At 61.7% G+C, this 20,933-nt stretch carries 16 protein-coding genes; 1 reads left to right on the top strand and 15 read right to left on the bottom strand.

Going from position 1 to position 20,933, the window contains the following annotated elements; translation table 11 throughout:
* The first annotated feature begins 152 nt into the window (after positions 1–152).
* Complete coding sequence (locus HW090_RS17155; protein WP_179114665.1) at positions 153–1,013, top strand: helix-turn-helix transcriptional regulator; 861 nt, start codon at positions 153–155, stop codon at positions 1,011–1,013.
* On the opposite strand, the gene tilS is transcribed toward HW090_RS17155, so the two are convergent.
* The 15 genes from tilS to uppS form a co-directional block, all read right to left on the bottom strand.
* Complete coding sequence (gene tilS / locus HW090_RS17150) at positions 1,010–2,311, bottom strand: tRNA lysidine(34) synthetase TilS (protein WP_179114664.1); 1,302 nt, start codon at positions 2,309–2,311, stop codon at positions 1,010–1,012. The two genes, HW090_RS17155 and tilS, sit on opposite strands and share 4 nt — an antisense overlap.
* Before the next feature lie 162 nt (positions 2,312–2,473).
* Positions 2,474–3,424 (bottom strand): acetyl-CoA carboxylase carboxyltransferase subunit alpha, encoded by a 951-nt coding sequence (locus HW090_RS17145; protein ID WP_179114663.1) that lies wholly within the window; start codon positions 3,422–3,424, stop codon positions 2,474–2,476.
* A 223-nt stretch (positions 3,425–3,647) separates the two neighbouring features.
* Positions 3,648–7,175, bottom strand: a complete 3,528-nt coding sequence (gene dnaE, locus HW090_RS17140) for a DNA polymerase III subunit alpha (RefSeq protein WP_179114662.1) — start codon at positions 7,173–7,175, stop codon at positions 3,648–3,650.
* Positions 7,176–7,284: 109 nt separating this feature from the next.
* Positions 7,285–9,273, bottom strand: coding sequence for an ABC transporter substrate-binding protein (locus tag HW090_RS17135; protein WP_179114661.1), 1,989 nt, complete (start codon positions 9,271–9,273; stop codon positions 7,285–7,287).
* Positions 9,274–9,588: 315 nt separating this feature from the next.
* The gene (rnhB, locus tag HW090_RS17130) at positions 9,589–10,218 is read right to left on the bottom strand and encodes a ribonuclease HII (protein WP_179114660.1); all 630 of its coding nucleotides are present in this window, start codon (positions 10,216–10,218) and stop codon (positions 9,589–9,591) included.
* Positions 10,202–11,350, bottom strand: coding sequence for a lipid-A-disaccharide synthase (lpxB, locus tag HW090_RS17125; protein WP_179114659.1), 1,149 nt, complete (start codon positions 11,348–11,350; stop codon positions 10,202–10,204). Before lpxB ends, rnhB begins: the two co-directional genes overlap by 17 nt.
* Entirely contained in the window at positions 11,350–12,126 is a 777-nt protein-coding gene (gene lpxA, locus HW090_RS17120) for an acyl-ACP--UDP-N-acetylglucosamine O-acyltransferase (protein WP_179114658.1), read from the bottom strand. Before lpxA ends, lpxB begins: the two co-directional genes overlap by 1 nt.
* The gene (gene fabZ / locus HW090_RS17115; protein WP_179114657.1) at positions 12,123–12,563 is read right to left on the bottom strand and encodes a 3-hydroxyacyl-ACP dehydratase FabZ; all 441 of its coding nucleotides are present in this window, start codon (positions 12,561–12,563) and stop codon (positions 12,123–12,125) included. Before fabZ ends, lpxA begins: the two co-directional genes overlap by 4 nt.
* A 103-nt stretch (positions 12,564–12,666) precedes the next feature.
* Positions 12,667–13,728, bottom strand: a complete 1,062-nt coding sequence (gene lpxD, locus HW090_RS17110) for a UDP-3-O-(3-hydroxymyristoyl)glucosamine N-acyltransferase (protein WP_179114950.1) — start codon at positions 13,726–13,728, stop codon at positions 12,667–12,669.
* A complete protein-coding gene (locus tag HW090_RS17105) occupies positions 13,728–14,231 on the bottom strand; it encodes an OmpH family outer membrane protein (protein WP_179114656.1) in 504 nt (167 codons plus the stop codon). The genes lpxD and HW090_RS17105 overlap by 1 nt, the downstream gene beginning before the upstream one ends.
* A 48-nt stretch (positions 14,232–14,279) precedes the next feature.
* Entirely contained in the window at positions 14,280–16,685 is a 2,406-nt protein-coding gene (gene bamA, locus HW090_RS17100; protein ID WP_179114655.1) for an outer membrane protein assembly factor BamA, read from the bottom strand.
* A 68-nt stretch (positions 16,686–16,753) separates the two neighbouring features.
* Positions 16,754–18,106 (bottom strand): RIP metalloprotease RseP, encoded by a 1,353-nt coding sequence (gene rseP, locus HW090_RS17095; protein WP_179114654.1) that lies wholly within the window; start codon positions 18,104–18,106, stop codon positions 16,754–16,756.
* A 49-nt stretch (positions 18,107–18,155) separates the two neighbouring features.
* Positions 18,156–19,364, bottom strand: a complete 1,209-nt coding sequence (ispC, locus tag HW090_RS17090; protein ID WP_256930692.1) for a 1-deoxy-D-xylulose-5-phosphate reductoisomerase — start codon at positions 19,362–19,364, stop codon at positions 18,156–18,158.
* Positions 19,361–20,176, bottom strand: a complete 816-nt coding sequence (locus HW090_RS17085; protein ID WP_179114653.1) for a phosphatidate cytidylyltransferase — start codon at positions 20,174–20,176, stop codon at positions 19,361–19,363. The genes ispC and HW090_RS17085 overlap by 4 nt, the downstream gene beginning before the upstream one ends.
* A complete protein-coding gene (gene uppS / locus HW090_RS17080) occupies positions 20,170–20,931 on the bottom strand; it encodes a polyprenyl diphosphate synthase (RefSeq protein WP_179114652.1) in 762 nt (253 codons plus the stop codon). The genes HW090_RS17085 and uppS overlap by 7 nt, the downstream gene beginning before the upstream one ends.
* Between the last annotated feature and the right edge of the window lie 2 nt (positions 20,932–20,933).

Genomic DNA, 20,933 nt, shown 5'->3' with positions numbered 1-20,933 from the left:
CCTGGCTGGCAGTAACCTATGAATATGAAAACCCATCTGATTTGATGATGAGTCTCATATACAATACAGAGCCTGTCCCAGAGGGTCCTTTGCCAACAGGACAAAGGGCTTTGCGCATCGGACATACGCAGCGAATCCAGTGGAGATGGCGGATGACTGTCAATCTATACCCGGGAGATTTCCGGATCGGCGTGTACAACGAAGAGGTGCCCACCTCCCTTGCACCCAGCGAGCGGCGCCTGACCCCCAAGCAGATGTTCATGCTGCTGTTGAACGGCCATCAGAAGTTCTGCATCGATGATCAGGAATTCACCCTTTCCACGGAAGAGCGCCAACGCCCCGTGGCCATGATGATCAGACTGGAAAAAAATTCGACGCTGAAAATGCTCGAATGCAGGGGCCGCCCGTTCAGCAAGGTAGCGGTTTCGATCGCCCCCCGCTGGCCTCTGCGGGAAGAACGAGGCACGGGCCTGGGCAGCGACTCGCTGTCACAGCATCTGGAACATCGCTTTCTCGAACCGGATACCCAGGTGCTGGGCAGCGCGACCGCGTTGCTGGCAGCCCGTAGTCCTCAACGCGACACCTTGGGCGAACTGGCCTACATGTCCGACGGCATCAATTTCTACCGAGCGGCCTTGAGCGCCTGCACGATGGGCGCGGCCCCCAGCGTTCGGAGCAACCGCAGACCGGCCCTGGACAGGGTGCGCGAGCATGTGGCGCGCCACCTCGGCGACCCGCAACTGAATGCCCTGAGTCTTAGTCGGGCCTGCGCCCTGAGCCCGCGGACCTTGCAGCGGTTATGCCAGGAGCATTTCGGCCAGGGCCCTGCTGACTTCATCAGGAGCCGCCGCATGGCACTGGCGCTGTCCGCGCTGCGCGACCAGAGCGCTTCTGTCAGCCAGGCGGCCTTTATCGCCGGCTACTCCAGTCCGTCCAATTTCAGCACTGCCTTCAAGCGCGAATTCGGTTTCTCGCCGAGGCTTGTGCTCAGAAGCTGCCCCGGCCCCTGTTAGCACGTGCCTGGTAGTTGCCAGCGGAACCGATAGTGGCCTGGACTATCCGGCACATTAGCGATCGCGATTGGCCGCCCGTCCTGCAGCAACAGGGGCAGGCGCAAGCGTATAAACTCCGGCACGCCAACTTCCTGCAACAAACGCTTGAGATCGCGCCGGCCCCGTCCGGGCAGGTCCAGGATTTCCCCACCCTGGCGGTAGCCGATACTCAAGCGCCCCTCTGGCACTGCGCCTTCGAGCCAGACCGAACCATTACCCGGCAGTGCCAGCGGCTGCTCCGGCTGCGCCCAAGGCTGCACCTCACCCACCCAGTGCTCGCACCAGAACGCATCGAGCCAAATCAGCCTGCTCCCATGCCGGCGCACCTCCCCCGCCTCCAGTTGCCAGCGCGGACTGGCATCCGGCGAAGCATCCCGCAGGCTCTCCCAGCTTCGCCAGTGACGGGCATCCGGCAAACGAACGAAACGCCCCAGCCAGTGGCGCAGCAGATTGCGCTGACGCGCATCGGACAATTGACGCAGCGCCTCAAGATCCAGGCAGGGAAACTCCAGCCAGTCGAGAGGCAGACTGGAGTGACAGGTACGCAGATCGGATTCAGCCAGCTCCTGCAACAGACCCTGGGCTTCGGCCTGGTGCATCGCGGCCCGCGCCAGCACTGCGGGCGCCTGCGGCCAGTGGAGACACAGGCGCGGCAGGATTTCCCGACGCAGGAAATTTCGCGCCAGGCGGGTATCGGCGTTCGTCGGATCTTCGACCCAGACCAACCCATGCCGCTCGGCATAGGCCTGCAGAGCGCTACGAGGAACGCCCAGCAGTGGCCGCAACAGGTGCCCCGCAGCCAGCGGCCGACCAGCAGGCATGGCCGCCAGGCCGCGCACACCGGCACCACGCAACAGCCGATAGAGTATGGTTTCCGCCTGATCATCCTGATGCTGGGCCTGCAACAGCAGTTCACCCGGCCCCAGTAATGCCTGGAACGCCGCGTAGCGCGCCTCACGCGCCGCGCGCTCCAGACTGCTGCCGCCATCGACCTGCACCCGCCGCACGCTCAGCTCGACCTGCAATGCGTCACAGACGGCCTGGCAGTGCCCGACCCACGCATCCGCGACCGCTTGCAATCCATGATGAACGTGTACGGCGCGTACTTCAGGCAAGGGGCGGCGAGTCGCCAGGGTGGCGACAGCATGCAGCAGCACAGTCGAATCCAGGCCGCCGGAAAAAGCGACCCATACCCGCCCGGATGAGGTCCATGGTTCGAGGGCGGCAAGCAACAGGGCTTCGAAAGCCTGATCATCCATGGCGTGCACGTTCAACGGCCAGAATTCCACTCAGGATCGCATGCAGACGCACACGTCGAAAGCCACATCGGCATCCAGCGTGCTGGGGATGGCGCGCGGCTGCGCCGGATAAGCGAACGGCGCCATGCTTCAGATAACGAAACACGGCGCCGAGGGGAGGTATTACTGAACGCCGAAGCTCATCAGGCGCTCATAGCGCTGAGCCAGCAGGATCTCGGTGTCGAGCGTCCGGAGCGCATCCAGTTGCTCGGTCAACACATCGCGAATGCTCTCGGCGATGGCTTGCGGGTTACGGTGTGCGCCACCCAATGGCTCGCTGATAATGCGATCGACGATACCCAGATCCTTCAGGCGAGCCGCAGTAACGCCCATGGCTTCGGCCGCTTCCGGGGCTTTTTCCGCTGTGCGCCAGAGGATCGAGGCACAGCCTTCCGGAGAGATCACCGCGTAGGTGGAATACTGCAGCATATTCAGACGGTCGCTCACACCGATGGCCAGCGCGCCACCCGAACCACCCTCACCGATCACGGTCGCGATGATCGGCGTCTTCAGACGGGACATGACGCGCAGGTTCCAGGCGATGGCCTCGCTCTGGTTACGCTCTTCGGCATCGATGCCAGGATAGGCGCCAGGGGTGTCGATGAAGGTCAGGATCGGCATGCGGAAACGTTCAGCCATTTCCATCAGGCGGCACGCCTTGCGGTAGCCCTCGGGACGCGGCATGCCGAAGTTGCGGCGAACCTTCTCACGCACTTCGCGGCCTTTCTGGTGACCGATGACCATGACCGGCTGGCCGTCGAGACGGGCCACACCACCGACGATGGCGGCATCATCGGAGAAGTGGCGGTCACCGTGCAGTTCTTCGAACTCGGTGAACAGGTTGCTGATGTAGTCCAGCGTGTAGGGGCGCTGCGGGTGGCGCGCCAGACGCGCGATCTGCCAGCTGCTCAGATTGCTGAAGATGCTTGCAGTGAGCGACTCGCTCTTGTCCTGCAGGCGGGCGATCTCATCGCCGATGTTCAGTGAGTTGTCATTGCCAACCAGTCGCAGCTCTTCGATCTTGGCTTGCAGGTCGGCAATCGGCTGTTCGAAATCGAGAAAATTCGGGTTCATTAGGTATCCGTCATGCGTCGACGGCCACAAAGGCCGGGGAGCTGTTCCGTTTTTTGTGCGCCATACCTTACGGGAAGGAGGCATTCAGGTCGACACCCGGGGCGAAAAAACGCTGGAGGCTCAAAATGCGGAAAACCGCCTAGCAGCCGTCTGGCCAGGTGTCGACGTCAGAGCCTGCCTGCGATCTCGTGGGCAGGCTCTCAGTGGTGCGCCCTCTCGGGAATCACCGGTATTGCAGGAAGACGTTGTCGCGTCCGAACTGGTCACGCAATGCCTGAATCAAATTGTCGGCGGGATCGATCCGCCAGCGCTCGCCGAACTGCAACAACGCCCTGGCGTCATCACCCAGGTAATCCAGCGTGACCGGGCAGGCACCACGGTGCCGCCCACAGACCTCGGCCAGCCAGCGTATCCGGTCGCCCTTGAGCACATCGCTGCTCAAACGCAGGCGCAGGCTTTCCGCCAGCCCGGTGCGCGCTTCTTCCAGGCTCATCACACGCTTGGCACGCAGGCGCAGGCCGCCGGAGAAGTCATCGTTGCTGACCTCACCCTCCACCACCACCAGCGCATCCGTCTGCAACAGCGCCTGGGCACTGGAGAAGGCGTCGGCGAACAACGAAGCCTCGATACGCCCGGAGCGGTCGTCCAGGGTAATGAAGCCCATCTTGTCGCCTTTCTTGTTCTTCATCACCCGCAGGTTGACGATCAGACCGGCAATGGTCTGGGTGTCTCGTGCCGGGCGCAGGTCGACGATACGTTGCCGTGCGAAACGGCGGACCTCGCCTTCATACTCGTCGATAGGGTGACCGGTCAGGTAGAGGCCCAGGGTGTCCTTCTCGCCCTTCAGGCGCTCCTTCATCGACAGTTCACGCACCTTGCGGTGGTTGGCGTAGACATCCGCCTCCGGCTCGCTGAACAGTCCGCCGAACAGGTCCATGTGCCCACTTTCCTGGCTGCGTGCCGTCTGCTCCGCGGCCTGCACCGCCTCTTCCACCGCAGCCAGGAGAATCGCACGGTTCTGGTCCAGGTTGGCCTGGTAGGCCTTGGGCTCATCGAAGAAGCACGGCCCCAGGCGGTCCAGCGCACCGCCACGAACCAGGGCTTCCAGGGTGCGCTTGTTGACCCGCTTGAGGTCGATACGCGCACAGAAATCGAACAGGTCCTTGAACGGCTCACCCTGGCGCGCCTCGACGATGGCCTCCACCGGCCCCTCGCCGACACCCTTGATCGCCCCGAGCCCATAGACGATCCGACCATCGTCATTGACGGTGAACTTGAATTCCGAGGTGTTCACGCAAGGCGCGTCGATGCGCAGCTTCATGCTGCGGCACTCTTCGATCAGCGTGACCACCTTGTCGGTGTTGTGCATATCCGCCGACAGCACCGCCGCCATGAACGGCGATGGATAGTGGGCCTTGAGCCAGGCGGTCTGGTAGGACACCAGGCCATAGGCCGCGGAGTGAGACTTGTTGAAGCCGTAGCCCGCGAACTTCTCCACCAGATCGAAGATGTTGCCCGCCAGCTCGGCGTCGATGTTGTTGTTCGCACAACCCTCGATGAAGCCGCCGCGCTGTTTGGCCATTTCCTCCGGCTTCTTCTTGCCCATGGCACGGCGCAGCATGTCCGCGCCCCCCAGGGTGTAGCCGGCCATCACCTGGGCAATCTGCATCACCTGCTCCTGATACAGGATGATGCCGTAGGTCGGTTTCAGCACTGGCTCCAGGCCGGCGTACTGGTAGTCCGGGTGCGGGTAGGACAACTCAGCACGACCGTGCTTGCGGTTGATGAAGTCATCCACCATGCCCGATTGCAGCGGACCGGGCCGGAACAGCGCCACCAGAGCGATCATGTCCTCCAGGCAGTCGGGCTTGAGCTTCTTGATCAGCTCCTTCATACCGCGCGACTCGAGCTGGAAGACCGCGGTGGTCTCCGCCTTCTGCAGCATGTCGTAGGTTTTCTTGTCGTCCAGCGGAATGAAGTCGATGTTGACCAGTTCCTCATCCGAGGCACCATCGCGCTTCTGGATATGGTGGATGGTCTCCATCGCCCACTTGATGATGGTCAGGGTGCGCAGGCCAAGGAAGTCGAACTTCACCAGACCGGCCTGCTCGACATCGTCCTTGTCGAACTGCGTCACCAGGCCAGCGCCCTCCTCGTCACAGGCGATGGGCGAGAAGTCAGTCAGCTTGGTCGGCGCGATCACCACGCCACCGGCGTGCTTGCCAGTGCCCCGGACGATGCCTTCGAGCTTGAGCGACATCTCCCAGATTTCCGCCGCTTCCTCGTCGTTCTTGAGGAAATCGCGCAGCGGTTCTTCCATCTCGTAGGCTTTATCCAGGGTCATGCCCACTTCGAAGGGGATCATCTTCGACAGTCGGTCGGCCAGACCGTAGGACTTGCCCTGCACCCTCGCTACGTCACGCACCACCGCCTTGGCCGCCATGGTGCCGAAGGTGATGATCTGGCTGACCGCATTGCGCCCGTAGGCCTCGGCCACATAGTCGATGACCCGGTCGCGCCCATCCATGCAGAAGTCGACGTCGAAGTCGGGCATGGAAATCCGTTCCGGGTTGAGGAAGCGTTCGAACAGCAGGTCGTAGGCCAGGGGATCGAGGTCGGTGATCTTCAGCACGTAGGCCACCAGGCTGCCGGCACCCGAGCCACGGCCCGGACCGACCGGCACGCCGTTGTTCTTGGCCCACTTGATGAAGTCCATGACGATCAGGAAGTAACCGGGGAATCCCATCTGGATGATGATATCCAGCTCGAAATTCAGCCGATCGACATAGACCTGCCGTTTCGCATCGTAGTCAGGCGTGTCCCTGGGCAGCAATACCGACAGGCGCTCCTCCAGCCCCTCGAAGGAGGCATGCCGAAGGTAATCGTCGATCCCCATGCCGTTGGGCGTCGGAAAGTCCGGCAGGAAGTACTTGCCCAGTTGCACCTCGATATTGCAACGGCGCGCGATCTCGACTGTGTTTTCCAGCGCTTCCGGCAGGTCGCTGAACAGCTCGGCCATCTCCTGCGGGCTTTTCAGGTATTGCTGGTCCGAGTAATTGCGTGGACGCCGTGCATCATCGAGGATACGGCTTTCGCCAATGCAGACGCGGGTTTCGTGTGCCTCGAAGTCTTCCTGGCGCAGGAAGCGCACATCGTTGGTCGCCACCAGCGGCACACCGAAACTGTCAGCCAGTTGCACGGCCGCATGCAGGTATTCCTCGTCGTTCACCCGGTTGGTGCGCTGCACCTCCAGGTAGAAGCGATCGCCGAACACCTGCCGCCACTCTTCCAGCAGGCTTTGCGCCAGCGCCGACTCTCCCGCCAGCAAGGCATGGCCGATCTCGCCCTCCTTGGCACCGGACAGGGCAATCAGGCCTTCGGCGGCCTCCTTCACCCAGTCGGGCTGGATGATCACCATTTCGTTGCTCTGCCCTTCGCTCCAGCCACGCGAGACCAGTTCCGTCAGGTTGCGATACCCCTTGGAGTCCATCACCAGCAACGTCATCCGGCTCAGCGGACCATCTTCCTGGCGGCTGGCCAGCCAGATGTCGGCACCGCAGATCGGCTTGATCCCACCGCCCATGGCAGCCTTGTAGAACTTGACCAGCGAGCACATGTTGCTCTGGTCGGTAACCGCCACGGCGGGCATGCCCGATGCAGCCAGCGCCTTGATCAGCGGCTTGACCCGCACCAGCCCATCGACCAGGGAAAACTCGGTATGCAGGCGGAGGTGAACGAAGGGAACGGACATGAGCGAGCCTTGAAGATGACCACGAAAACGAACGTGGCATTGTAGCGGATACCTCCCCCGCTCAGGCGAGATTCATCCCACTCACGGCCAACCGGCCACAACCCCTTGCTCAGTCCACGGTGCTCGGAAAAGAGACGCCCAGGTCATGCTCGACGCACAGGCGGTCGCGCCCTTCGTACTTGGCCTGGTAGAGCGCGTTGTCCGCCCGGCTGAGCAGCGCCTCCAGAACGGCGGCCTCGGCACGGCAGATTGCCAGGCCGACACTGATCGTCAGGCTCACTTGCCCATCGCCGTCGGCAAAGCGCAGGTTGCGAACGCGCTCCATCAAGGCACTCAAGGCGGAAAGCGGCTCATCCAGGGCCTCGACCTGAAAGATCGCGACGAACTCTTCGCCGCCAAAACGCCCGACCAGGCTACCGCCCTCCTGCAACACGAGTATTTCCTGGGCAATGGCGCGCAGAACGCGATCTCCGACCAGATGCCCCCAGGTGTCGTTGATGCGCTTGAAGAAGTCGGCATCGAGCATGGCCATGGCGATATAGGGCGCGCACGTTTCCGCCACGGCACGCTCGGCTTCCGCCAGGAAGGTACGTCGGTTGAGCAGCCCCGTCAGGTCATCCTTGCGGGAAATCTGCTCGATCAACTTGCGGGCGGAAACATCCACATGGAATGCCGTCGCCTCCAGCAAGGCACCCTGTTCGTCCCGCAGCGGATTGATCGTCACATCGGCCCAGAAGAATGATCCATCGAGACAGCGAGTCCGCAGTTCGCCCTGCCAGAGGCCGCCATTGGCCAGGACCTGATGCATCGGCTCCGCCTTTCCACCCCGCGGCTCGAACAGCGCCGAAAGCTCCAGCCCGAGCAGATGCTCACGCGCAAAGCCGGTTTGTCGGCAGAATGCATCCGTCACTTCGACGATCCGCCCCTGGCAGTCGGTGCGGGTGATCATCACGTGCTCGTTGATGATGCCGTTGAAGCGGGCCAGCTTGTCGTGAGCCTCGGACAGTTCAGCCTGAGCCGCTTTGCGCGCGTGAACCTCATCGCTCAGACGCCGATTGGCGCGCCCCAGCAGCACGCCACGGAACCCCAGCGACAGCGCCCCCAAGGCACACAACGCGGCCAGTATCTTCAGCCAGCGGTAATCGACCGGTCGCTCCGGCTGGTAGAAGAACTCGGCCAGGCGCCGCTCCCGGCTGGCCATGCCGAACCTGGAGAAGGTCTTGGCGATATGCTCCCAACGCCCCGGGTTGCTGTGGCCGATCTGCACCAGGTCGGGGGCGATCAGCTGGCGCAGCATTCGCGCCTCGAAGACCAAATGCTCCCGCGTCTTGGATTGCGTGTTGTAGTGGTCGAGGATGATATCGATCAGTTCGTCGGGATGATCGAGGGCATACTCCCACCCCTTGAGGCTGGCACGCCGGAATGCCGCCACCTGCGCAGGCGAGCGGCGCGCCATCTTCTGGCTGGTGAAGAGAAGGTCGGAGTAGAAATCCATCCCGTAGTGCTGCGGCCGCAGCAGGCTGAAAGGGATGTTGCGGCTCTCCAGCATGTACGGCTCATTGGACAGGTAGGCGTTGAGCGCCAGGACCTTGCCGTCGATCAGATCGTCCAGATGCCGCCCCGCCGTGACCAGCCCGAGGCGATCCAGGGCAATGCCCTCATTGATGAACATCGCCTTCAGCTCGACATCTTCATCGCTGCCCAGCAGGAGAATGGAGCCGCTCCCGGCCAGGTCGCTCGGTGTGCGATACCCTTCGCCACGAATCAGCAGCACACTGGGCGAGTGCTGAAAGATCGGTGCCAGCATCAGCACCGGCTTGCCATTCAGATAGGCATTCACCAACCCTGCATTGGAAACCCCGAAATCCGCGCGTCCGGCCACGACCTCATCGACAGGCGCGATACCCGGCCCGCCCTCGCGGAAGACGACCTCAAGGCCCTCGTCCCGATAGAAGCCCTTGTGCAGCGCCGCGTAATAACCTGCGAACTGGAATTGGTGCATCCAGCGCAATTGGAGGGTGAGCGGCTCATGGGCGACAGCCGGTGTCGCCCATGACAGGCAAACAATCACCAGCCAATAGCCGACGCGCCCGATCACAGAACGGAGCGGGCGACCTCGCGCCTCGGCGCGACCACACCATGAAACACGCCACGGCAACATTCCGACCCCTGCTCTGTAATACGAAAGACTGGCCAGGAAGCTGTTCAACGCCTCACACACCACAAGCGTCCGACGCGCCGCGAGCAGCAAAGCGAACTGGCGGAAACGCGGCTCACGCCGGGCAAATCGAGACCGTAGACGGTATCGATGAAAACCACCGGCGCATTATCACCCCGCCCGCAGTATTGGCAAAGTGCCATGCAGGTATCGTCGCTCGGTCATGGAAGGATCGCTGGCCGTTTGGCCAGGCGATTAGAGCCGGTCAGGCTCGGCGCTGAATGCCGCCGTCTCATCCAGCAAGCGGCGTACCGGTGCGAACGAACGACGATAAATGGGCGTGACACCGAGCGCTTGCAGGCTGGCCAGGTGCGAAGGTGTCGGATAGCCCTTGTGCCCTGCCAGACCGTAGCCGGGGTAGAGCCTATCCAGTTCGCGCATTTCACGGTCGCGGCTGACCTTCGCCAGGATCGATGCGGCAGCAATCGCCGGCACCTGGCTATCGCCCTTGACCACTGGCGCACAAGGCACCGACAGCTTTGGGCAGCGATTGCCATCGATCAGCGCCAACCTGGGTGTTACCGCCAATCCTTCGACTGCGCGCTGCATGGCCAGCATGGTCGCATGCAGGATATTCAACCGGTCGATCTCTTCCACATCGGCGCGAGCAATGCACCAGGCCAGGGCTTTTTCACGAATCTCGTCGAACAGAAGCTCACGACGCGCCTCGGTCAGCTTCTTCGAGTCGTTGAGGCCGAGAATGGGCCGCGCCGGGTCCAGTATCACCGCCGCCGTGACGACCGGGCCGCACAGAGGACCACGGCCCACTTCATCGACTCCGGCAACCAATGCCTCCACCAGGGAAAAATCAAGACCGAGCTGCATCACTCGCCCCAATCAGTTCCAGCACGGCTTCCGCAGCCTGCTCGGAAGCACCGCAACGCAACAGGCGGTGTATACGATCGAATCCTTCAGTCTGCACTTCACCATGTTCCAGCAACGGCGACAGGGACTGCGCCAGGGCTTCGGGCGTTGCCGCATCCTGAATCAACTCCGGCACCAGCATGCGCTGTGCCAGCAGGTTCGGCAGGGAGATATACGGGCTTTTCACCAGGCGTTTGAGGATTCGATAGGTCAGTGGCGCCACGTTGTAGGCGACCACCATCGGACGCTTGTAGAGCAACGCTTCGAGGGTTGCCGTCCCCGAAGCGATCAGCACCGCATCACAGGCGGCAAGCGCCTCGTGGGAACGCCCGTCGAGCAGTGTCAGCGGGAGGTCGCGCGCCACCAGCATGCGCTCCAGTTCCACCCGTCGCGCCGGGCTGGCGCAAGGCATGACGAAATGCACGCCAGGACGCAACGCCTTCAAACGCTCCGCTGCGGCAAGGAACAACCCACCCAGGCGCGCAACCTCCCCACCGCGGCTACCCGGCATCAGGGCCACCACATTGCCTTGCTGCGGCAATCCCAGCGCGAGCCTGGCAGCGTTGCGATCGGCTTCGAGCGGGATGGTGTCGGCCAGCGGATGCCCGACGAAACGCACCTTGACGTCATGCTCGTCATAAAAACGCGCTTCGAACGGGAACAGCGTCAACATCAGGTCGCAGGCACGGCGAATCTTCAACACGCGCTTCTGCCGCCAGGCCCAGACGGATGGGCTGACGTAATGCACAGTGCGAATACCGACATTGCGCAGTTTCAGTTCGAGGTCGAGATTGAAGTCGGGAGCATCGATACCGATGAAGACATCCGGCTTCGCGGCCACCAGGGACTTCAACAAGTGACGGCGACGGCGCAGCAGTTCGGGCAGGCGCCCGAGAACCTCGACCAACCCCATGACGGCCAGGCGTTCCTGGGGGAAATAGGAAGTCATACCCAGAGCTTCCATACGAGGCCCACCGACGCCAATGAACTCCACAGCGCCATGGCGCGCCCTGAGCGCTTCCATCAGGCCCGCACCGAGAATGTCACCGGAAGACTCCCCCGCCACCAGGGCGATACGGAGCACCTTGGCCATCAGCGCGTAATGCCTCGGGTCGAATTCAGAATGGTCTCGCGGAACAAGGCGACCTCGGGGAAGTCGCTGGCATCTCCGGCCAGCTCTTCCAGTGCCGCTTCGACGGTCAACCCGCGGCGGTAGACGGTCCGATAGGCATTGCGTAGGGCATGCATGACCTCGGCCGAGAAACCACGGCGGCGCATGCCTTCGAAGTTCATGCTGCGGGCCTCGGCAGGGTTACCTGACACCGTCACATAGGCAGGCACGTCCTTGCCGATGGCCGAACCCATGGCAGCGAAGCTGTGCGCGCCAATGTGGCAGAACTGATGCACCAGGGTATAGCCGGACAGGATCGCCCAATCACCGATGTGCACATGTCCGGCCAACGCGACATTGTTGACCAGGATGCAGTGGTTGCCGACCACGCTATCGTGGCCGATATGGGCATAGGCCATGATCAGGTTGTGATCGCCCACCGTGGTCTCATCGCGGTCCTGGATGGTGCCACGGTGCATGGTGACGCCTTCGCGGATGATGTTGTGGTCACCAATGACCAGCCGCGTCGGCTCGCCCTTGTACTTGCGATCAGGCGTGTCTTCGCCCAGCGAGGCGAACTGATAGATACGGTTGTGGCAACCGATCCTGGTAGGTCCCTTGATGATCACATGGGGACCAAGCACCGTACCCTCGCCGATTTCCACGTCGGGCCCAATGATCGACCAGGGACCGACGACGACGTCATCGGCCAACCTGGCGCTGGGGTCGATGATGGCGCGTGGGTCAATCAAACTCATAGTTTGCGTTCCGCACAGATGATCTCGGCCGAACAGACTTCCTTGCCATCCACGGTGGCCCTGCAATCGAACTTCCAGATGCTGCGCTTGCAACTGATGAACTTCGCCTCGAGGATCAGTTGATCACCCGGAACCACTGGCTGGCGAAAACGCAGCTTATCCGAACCGACGAAGTAGTACAGCGTGCCGTCTTCGGGCTTCACGCCCATCATCTTGAAACCCAGGATTCCTGCAGCCTGGGCCATGGCTTCGATGATCAGGACACCCGGCATGATCGGGTGCTGCGGGAAGTGGCCATTGAAAAACGGCTCATTGATGGTGACGTTCTTGTATGCGCTGATGCTCTTGCTCTCGAGATCCAGCTCCGCGACGCGATCGACGAGCAGGAACGGGTAACGGTGTGGCAAGAACTCGCGAATCTCGTTGATATCCATCATTTCAGGAAAAAGCCTGTAAGTAATAGGTGACTTTGCCCATGCAATATGAAGAAAGAGCATGGGCAAGCGGCTACCCAATCAGGCGGGCAACCGAAAAATAGGGTCAGGTGTCAGAAGAAGCATCTTCTCCCGAAGTCACAGCAGCCAGACGTTTTTCCAATTGTTGCAAGCGACGAGCCATGTCATCGAGCTGGCGAATGCGCGCTGCACTTTTCCTCCAATCAGAAGCCGTTTGCATGGCCGTACCAGAGGAATAACTGCCCGGTTCCGAAATGGAGCGGGTCACCATGGTCATGCCGGTCACGAACACATTGTCGCAGACATCGATATGCCCAACCATGCCAACACCACCGGCGATCATGCAGTTGCGACCGATCCGCGTGCTGCCGGAAATGCCGACACACCCGGCCATGGCGGTATTGTCCCCTACCTGCACGTTGTGGGCGATCATTATCTGGTTATCCAGCTTCACGCCGTTCCCCAGGCAGGTATCGGAAATCGCGCCACGGTCTATCGTTGTGTTCGAACCGATCTCGACGTCATCGCCGATGGTCACGCCACCGATCTGGGCGATCTTCTGCCAGGTGCCCTTCTCGTTGGCGAAGCCGAAACCCTCGCCACCGATCACCGCTCCGGACTGGATCACCACGCGCTTACCGATAGAGACATCGTGGTACAGCGTCACTCTGGGAGCCAGCCGCCCGCCTTCACCGATACGGCTGCGCGCTCCGATATAGCAATGGGCACCTATGCTGACGTCGGCAGCGATGGAAACACCCGCCTCGACGACCGCATAAGCACCGACGCTGGCACTCTCGTGCACACTGGCATCATCGGCGATCACAGCAGTCGGATGGACTCCCGGCACGCTCACAGGGCGTGTCTCGAACAGATGGGAAGCCTGCGCATAAGCCAGATAGGGGTTATCGACCAGCAAGGCCGCGCCGGCATAGCCTTCCGCGTCCTTCTCGGTCAGCAACACAGCGGATGCGCCGGTCTGCTCCAGGTACTTGCGATACTGGGCGTTGGCGAGAAAGCTCAGTTGCCCTTCATGCGCATCCTGCAATGTAGCGATGCCGCTGATCACTTGATCGGCGGCACCCTGCAGCTTCGCTCCGAGCAGCTCGGCCAACTGACCGAGCGTGTAAGAGGAAACAGACATGATCAGCGCAGCTGATTCATGCGCTCGATGACCTTGCGAGTGATATCTAACTGAGGTTTGACATCAACAACCGCACCGCGCTCGAGTACCAGGTCGTAGTTCCCGCCCTTGATCACTTCTTCAACAGCCTTGTCCAGTTTCGGCTTGAGCTGTTGCAGCATATCGCGGTCTGCAACGGCCTTGGACTCGTTGAGTTCCTTGGACTGGAACTGGAAGTCACGGGCTTTCTGCTTGAACTCGAGCTCCAGGCGCTCGCGTTCGGCCTGCTGCATCTTCTCGCCATCCTTGATCAGGCGATCCTGGATTTTCTTGGCGTCGCTCTCAAGGGTCTTCAGCTTGTTCAACTGGGGGCCGAACTTCTTCTCGGCATCCACCGAGTAACGCTTGGCCGCGTCGGATTCCAGCAGCGCCATCTGATAGTCCAGTACCGCGACTTTCATCTCGGCGAAAGCCGGAGAAGCCATCAAGGCAGCGGCGACGATAAACAGCTGAGTCAACTTACGCACGGTATACACCACTCCTGAAAAAGCACTGCAACGATAGGCTGCAGGTTGTTAAAAGGTTTGCCCGAGGGAGAACTGGAAGATCTGGGTATCGGCGTCATCCGGTTTCTTGACCGGCATCGCCAGGCTGAAACTCAACGGCCCCATCGCGGTGATCCAGGTCAGCCCCACACCCACCGAACTCGCCAGATCGCCAATGTCGATATCGCGGCAGTTCCTGGCGCCTGTCGGGCAGTTGGTGTCGAACACGTTACCCACATCCCAGAACAACGACGTACGCAGAGAGCGCTGGTCCTTCACGAAAGGCAGCGGGAACAGTACTTCCATGCCGCCCTGCACCAGCACGTTGCCACCGAAGGGCAGCGGGTCCTGGTCCGGGTCGGTATAACGGCCATCGGCGCCGACCGGGTAAGGATTGGCGGTGGTCGAGGGGATCACGTTGCCATTGGCGTCGCGGGCGATACTCGGCGTACTGCGCGGGCCGAGGCTGCTGTCTTCGAAGCCACGCACGGAGTTGAAACCACCGGCATAGTAATGCTCGTAGAACGGCAGGCGCGACGTCGAACCATAGCTGTCGCCATAGCCCAACTGGGTGTGCATGCGCAGGGTGTAGCTCTGGCTCAGCGGCACGAACAGCTGGCCGTTATAGTCGAGCTTGAAGAACGACAGGTCGCTACCAGGGATGGTGGACTCGAGTACCAGGCTCTGCGAGTGACCACGGGTCGCCAGTACACCACGGTTCAGGGTCGACTCGGACCAGCCTACGGAGGCCTTGAAGTTCAGGAAGTTGTCGCCCTCTTCGTCCATGAACTTGACGATCTCGTCCACGGTGTAGCGACCGGTGTCGAGGCTGTCCTGCTGCACGGTCAGGCCGAACGACAGGCGGGCCGTCTCGCTGATCGGATAGCCGATATTGACGCCACCACCCAGGCTGTCGACCGAGTAGCTGGAAACGTCATAGTCGAGCTTGTCGTAGTCGGTGGTGCGGTAGAACGCGTTGTAGCCCAGGCTCACACCGTCTTCGGTCCAGTAGGGGTCGACGAAGCCGAAGTTGTAGCGCTGTTGGTATTCGCTGCGCGTCAGGCCGAGGGTCACGCGGTTACCGGTACCCAGGAAGTTGTTCTGGCTGATCGAACCACCGAGGATCAGGCCGGCACTCTGGGCAAAGCCGATACTGGCCATGATCGAGCCCGACGGCTGCTCTTCGACGGTGTAGTTGACGTCGACCTGGTCATCCGAGCCGGGGACCTGCGGCGTTTCGACATTCACTTCCTTGAAGAAGCCCAGCCGCTCCAGGCGCACCTTGGACTGGTCGATCAGATAGGTCGAAGCCCAGCCGCCTTCCATCTGGCGCATTTCGCGGCGCAGCACTTCGTCTTCGGTCTTGGTGTTGCCACGGAAGTTGATGCGATTGACGTAGGCACGACGCCCCGGATCGACGACGAATGTCAGGGAAACCGTGTTGTCTTCGTCGTGCGGCTCGGGAATGCCGTTGACGTTGGCGAAGGTATAGCCCTCGTTACCGAGGCGGCGCGTGATCAGCTCGGAGGTGGTGGTCATCACCTTGCGGGAGAACACCTGCCCTTCCTTGGCCAGCAGCAGGGACGTGATCTCTTCTTCCGGCACCTTCAGGTCGCCGCTGAGCTTGACCTCACGCAGGGTGTAGCGTTGTCCTTCATCGATATTCACCGTCACGTAGACATTCTTCTTGTCCGGCGTGATCGACACCTGGGTCGAGGTGATATCCATGTTGATGTAACCGCGATCCAGGTAGTAGGAACGCAGGCGCTCCAGGTCACCCGAGAGTTTCTCGCGCGCATACTTGTCGTCGTTGCGGAAGAACGACAACCAGTTGGTGGTTTTCAGTTCGAACAGGTCGGCCAGGTCTTCGTCGGAAAATACCGAGTTGCCCACCACGTTGATGTGCTTGATGGCAGCGACCGAACCTTCGTTGATCTTGATCTTCAGCGCGACGCGGTTACGGGGCTGAGCCACCACTTCCGTTTCGATGCTGGCCGAGTAGCGGCCCTGGCCGACGTACTGGCGTTGCAACTCGTTGCGCACACCCTCGAGGGTCGCGCGCTGGAAAATCTCACCTTCTGCCAGCCCGGACTGTTGCAGGCCGGACAACAGGTCTTCGGTCTTGATCGCCTTGTTGCCTTCGATCTCGATGGCGGAAATGGACGGACGCTCGACAACACTGACGACCAGCACATCGCTCTCGCGGCCGAGCTGGATATCCTGGAAGAACCCCGTACGGAACAACGCGCGGGTCGCATCGACCAGGCGCGAATCATCGACGGCATCGCCCACGTTCAGCGGCAAGGCGCCGAATACGCTGCCTGCGGAAACCCGCTGCAAGCCGTTTACACGAATATCGGAGATGGTGAAGGACTCGGCGTGAACTTCGGCAATCATCAACGCGGAAATAACCGCAGGTAGCAGCAGACGTTTCATGAAGTCCTTTCTTAGCTCTAGACCAGTGGATGAACCAGCGCTTGGCGTGGCGACATTACTATTCGGCGCTACAGGCGGCCAAGATCGTTGACCAGGGCCAGCAGCATCACCCCGACCACGAGGCTGATGCCAATTTGCACGCCCCAACCCTGCACTCGGTCCGACAAGGGACGGCCACGGATCCACTCGACCATATAGAAGAGCAGATGCCCACCATCGAGCACGGGGATTGGCAAAAGATTGAGCACCCCAAGACTAATGCTCAGATAGGCGAGGAAGTTGAGAAAATCACCTAGACCTGACTGGGCAGAAGCGCCCGCCACTTTAGCAATGGTTATCGGGCCGCTCAAGTTTTTTACCGAGAGTTCACCAAAGAGCATTTTCTTCAGTGACTCGAGGGTCAGGACGGTCATCGACCATGTTCGCTTCAACCCTTCGAGCACGGCGTCGAGCGGTCCGTAGCTGATCTCGCGCAGCATGTCGGCCGGCCACTCGCCACCATCGACACCCGCCCCCAGATAGCCTCGGCGCGCCTCGCCATCGCCACGCGCAGCCAGCGTCAACGCGATATCGAGCTGGCGCCCTTCCCGCTCGACCGTCAGCACCACCGGACGACCCGCCATGCCCTGGACCCGATCGACCACCTGCTGCCAATCATCCAGGGACTGGCCATCGAGGCGCAGGATGCGATCTCCGATCGACACACCCGCAGCCTGCGCCGGACCATCCGGCGCCAATTGCGAGATGACGGGCGCAACGTGCGGACGCCAGGGACGAATGCCCAGCGCAGTGATCGGATCGGGCGTGTCATCGCCCTTGAGCCAGTCTTTCAAGGGGATATCGATGGAGCGCTGCAGCTCGCTGCCGGCATCACGCACACCCAGCACGAGCGTGCCGCTCTCACCCAGACGGCGCACCAGCTGCAGATTGATCGCAGCCCAGCCCGTGGTCGCCTTCCCATCCACCGACACGATTTCCTGATCGGCCATGAGACCGGCCCGCTCGACCAGGCTATCCGGCACGACGCCCCCCACCACCGGACGCACCTGCTGCGAGCCCAGCATGGCCAGCAGCCAGAAAAACACGATCGCCAACAGGAAGTTGGCAACCGGCCCCGCCACGACGATGGCGAAACGCTGCCTGACCGTCTTGCGATTGAATGCCTGATCGAGCATAGCGTCTGGCACCGGCCCTTCGCGCTCGTCGAGCATCTTCACATAGCCGCCCAGCGGGATGGCCGCGACCACGAATTCGGTGCCCTGGCGATCATGCCAGCGCAGCAAAGGCCTGCCGAAACCGACGGAAAAACGCTGGACCTTCACCCCGCAGCGACGCGCGACCCAGAAGTGGCCGTATTCATGGAAGGTCACCAGGACACCGAGTGCTATCAGAGTGCCGATGATCATGTACAACGCGCCCATAGAACTCTCCGCTCAGAAAACCTTCAAGTCGCCGGTTGGCTGCCTGGCATCAGATGCGCTCAAGCCAGTGTCGTGCCTGGCGACGCGCCCGATCGTCCGCATCGAACACATCGTCGAGGCATCCGACACTCGCACTCGGCAGGGACTCCAGCACATGCTCGATCATATCCGCGATCTGGGTGAAACGGATGCGCTCCGCGAGAAACGCCTCCACCGCAATCTCGTTCGCGGCATTCAATATGGCCGGCGCCGTACCGCCCGCCTGGGCCGCTGCCCTGGCCAGCCGCAGACAGGGGAAGCGTCGGTCATCGGGCGCCTGGAAATCCAGTCGCCCGATCTGCAGCAGGTCAAGCGGCGAAACACCCGAGTCGACCCGTTCCGGCCACGCCAGCGCATGCGCAATCGGCGTACGCATGTCGGGATTGCCCAACTGCGCCAGGACCGAGCCGTCCACATAATCCACCATCGAGTGGATGACACTCTGTGGATGGATCACCACCTCGACCTGCTCGGGACGAGCATCGAACAGCCAACAGGCCTCGATCAACTCCAGTCCCTTGTTCATCATGCTGGCCGAGTCCACGGAAATCTTGCGCCCCATTGACCAGTTCGGGTGGGCGCAAGCCTGCGCAGGCGAGACACCGGCCAGCTCCGACAGCGGCATTTCCCGGAACGGCCCTCCCGAGGCCGTCAGCAGGATGCGGCGCACGCCAACCACCGACAGCCCTCGGGAATAATCGCCAGGCAGGCACTGGAAAATCGCATTGTGCTCGCTGTCGATGGGCAGCAGCGTGGCGGAACTGTCGCGCAACGCCTGCATGAACAAGGCGCCGGACATGACCAAGGCTTCCTTGTTGGCCAGCAACACACGCTTCGAGGCATTCACGGCCGCCAGCGTGGGACGCAGGCCGGCGGCGCCGACGATGGCCGCCATGACCACATCCACATCGGAATGCCCGGCCACCTCGATCAGGCCTTCTTCGCCCACCAGCACCTGCGTCGCCAAGCCATCTTCGCGCAATCGACCCTGCAAATCGGCAGCGGCACGCGCATCACCCACCACCGCATAGCGGGGGCGATGGCGAAGACACAGCCCATGCAAATCGAGAACACGCGAATGCCCGGTCAGGGCAAAGACTTCATAGCGCTGCGGGTGCCGCGCCACGACATCCAGCGTACTGAGACCGATGGAACCGGTGGCGCCAAGAACCGTAACCCGCAGCGGGCGTTCGCCCCCACGTCGTGAAAGATCATTCACCAGGCACTACGCTCCAGCAACCAGTACAACACCACGAAAACAGGCACGGCAGCCGTCAGGCTGTCGATGCGATCCATCACACCACCATGGCCTGGCAGCAACTGGCTGCTGTCCTTGATACCGGCACTGCGCTTGAACATGCTTTCGGTCAGGTCACCCACCACGGAGATCAGCACCACGATCGCGGCAACCAGCAGCGCCGCCAGCACTCGGGCAGTCGGCCAACCACAATAGATGAGGACCACCAGGGACAGCAGCAGGCTGGCGAGCAGCCCGCCCAGAAGGCCTTCCCAACTCTTGCCCGGACTGACCGCAGGCGCCAACTTGCGACGCCCGAGCGCCTTGCCGGAGAAATAGGCGCCGATATCGGCCACCCAGACCAGCAGCATCACCGCCAGGATCAGCCAGCCGGCGTCGGACCACTGCTTGAGCAGCAGCAATCCCTGCCATGCAGGCAGCAGCACCAGCAGCCCGATAATCAGGCTACCGCCCTTCCCACCCCAGAAACGCTGACTGCCCGGATAACCGAACACCAGCAGAATCGCCGCCAACCACCAGAGCAGAGACACCGCCATGACCCAGGGCGCCAGCAAAGGAACGTGATAGAGGAGCACCAGCGCCAAGGCCACCAGCGCGGCATAGCCGAGACGCACGGTCTGCGCCTCATAACCCGCCAGGCGCGCCCATTCCCAAGCGCCAAGTGTCACCACCAGGCCGATGAACAGCGCAAAAGACAGTCCGCTCAACAGAAAGAAGCCACAAAGGGCCAGGGGCAGCAGGATCGCCGCCGTAATGATTCGTTGCTTCAGCATTCCATTCTCGCCTGCGCCGCCACCTGCTCACTGGTCTTGCCAAAGCGGCGCTGACGCACAGCGAAATCCGCAAGCGCCTTGCCCATGGCTTCATGCTTGAAGTCAGGCCAGAACAGGTCGGAAAAATACAGCTCGGCATACGCCAGCTGCCATAGGAGGAAATTACTGATCCGACGCTCGCCACCGGTGCGAATGCACAGGTCAGGGGGCGGGATATCGCCCGTCGCCAGGTAGGACTGGAACAGGGTCGCATCGATGGACTCGGATGCCAGCGCACCAGTACGCACCTCTTCCGCCAGTCGCTGGGTCGCCTGCAGAATGTCCCACTGACCGCCATAGTTGGCAGCGATCTGCAGGATGAAACGCCCATTGCCCGCCGTGGCCTCCTCGGCCTCGCGCATGGCCGCCTGCAGCTCCGGATGGAAGCGCGAGCGATCACCGATGATTCTCAGGCTGATGGCATTCTCATCGAGTTTGCGCGTTTCGCGACGCAGCGCCGACAGAAACAGCTCCATCAACGCACTGACCTCATCCGCAGGCCGCTGCCAGTTCTCACTGGAAAAGGCGAACAGCGTAAGGGTTTCCACTCCCTTCTGCGCACAGACTTCGATCACCGCCCGCACGGCATCCACGCCAGCCTTGTGCCCGGCCACACCAGGCAACAGGCGCCGACGCGCCCAGCGATTATTACCATCCATGATGATCGCCACATGGCGAGGTACATCAGGGGTGGCGGCAGGTCTTGGCTTTTCCATGA

The organism is Pseudomonas sp. ABC1 (assembly GCF_013395055.1).
Taxonomy (GTDB): Bacteria; Pseudomonadota; Gammaproteobacteria; order Pseudomonadales; family Pseudomonadaceae; genus Stutzerimonas.
Note: the sequence above shows the minus strand (reverse complement) of the source record. Positions and strands in the feature narration are given on the sequence as shown.

What these genes read in the sequence shown, in the direction of transcription:
- tilS (WP_179114664.1), bottom strand. Translation starts at nt 2,311, where the DNA reads ATGGATGATCAGGCTTTCGAAGCCCTGTTGCTTGCCGCCCTCGAACCA.
- bamA (WP_179114655.1), bottom strand. Translation starts at nt 16,685, where the DNA reads ATGAAACGTCTGCTGCTACCTGCGGTTATTTCCGCGTTGATGATTGCC.
- lpxB (WP_179114659.1), bottom strand. Translation starts at nt 11,350, where the DNA reads ATGGCCAAGGTGCTCCGTATCGCCCTGGTGGCGGGGGAGTCTTCCGGT.
- dnaE (WP_179114662.1), bottom strand. Translation starts at nt 7,175, where the DNA reads ATGTCCGTTCCCTTCGTTCACCTCCGCCTGCATACCGAGTTTTCCCTG.
- fabZ (WP_179114657.1), bottom strand. Translation starts at nt 12,563, where the DNA reads ATGATGGATATCAACGAGATTCGCGAGTTCTTGCCACACCGTTACCCG.
- HW090_RS17145 (WP_179114663.1), bottom strand. Translation starts at nt 3,424, where the DNA reads ATGAACCCGAATTTTCTCGATTTCGAACAGCCGATTGCCGACCTGCAA.
- rnhB (WP_179114660.1), bottom strand. Translation starts at nt 10,218, where the DNA reads ATGCAGCTCGGTCTTGATTTTTCCCTGGTGGAGGCATTGGTTGCCGGA.
- uppS (WP_179114652.1), bottom strand. Translation starts at nt 20,931, where the DNA reads ATGGAAAAGCCAAGACCTGCCGCCACCCCTGATGTACCTCGCCATGTG.
- lpxA (WP_179114658.1), bottom strand. Translation starts at nt 12,126, where the DNA reads ATGAGTTTGATTGACCCACGCGCCATCATCGACCCCAGCGCCAGGTTG.
- HW090_RS17155 (WP_179114665.1), top strand. Translation starts at nt 153, where the DNA reads ATGACTGTCAATCTATACCCGGGAGATTTCCGGATCGGCGTGTACAAC.
- rseP (WP_179114654.1), bottom strand. Translation starts at nt 18,106, where the DNA reads ATGGGCGCGTTGTACATGATCATCGGCACTCTGATAGCACTCGGTGTC.
- HW090_RS17085 (WP_179114653.1), bottom strand. Translation starts at nt 20,176, where the DNA reads ATGCTGAAGCAACGAATCATTACGGCGGCGATCCTGCTGCCCCTGGCC.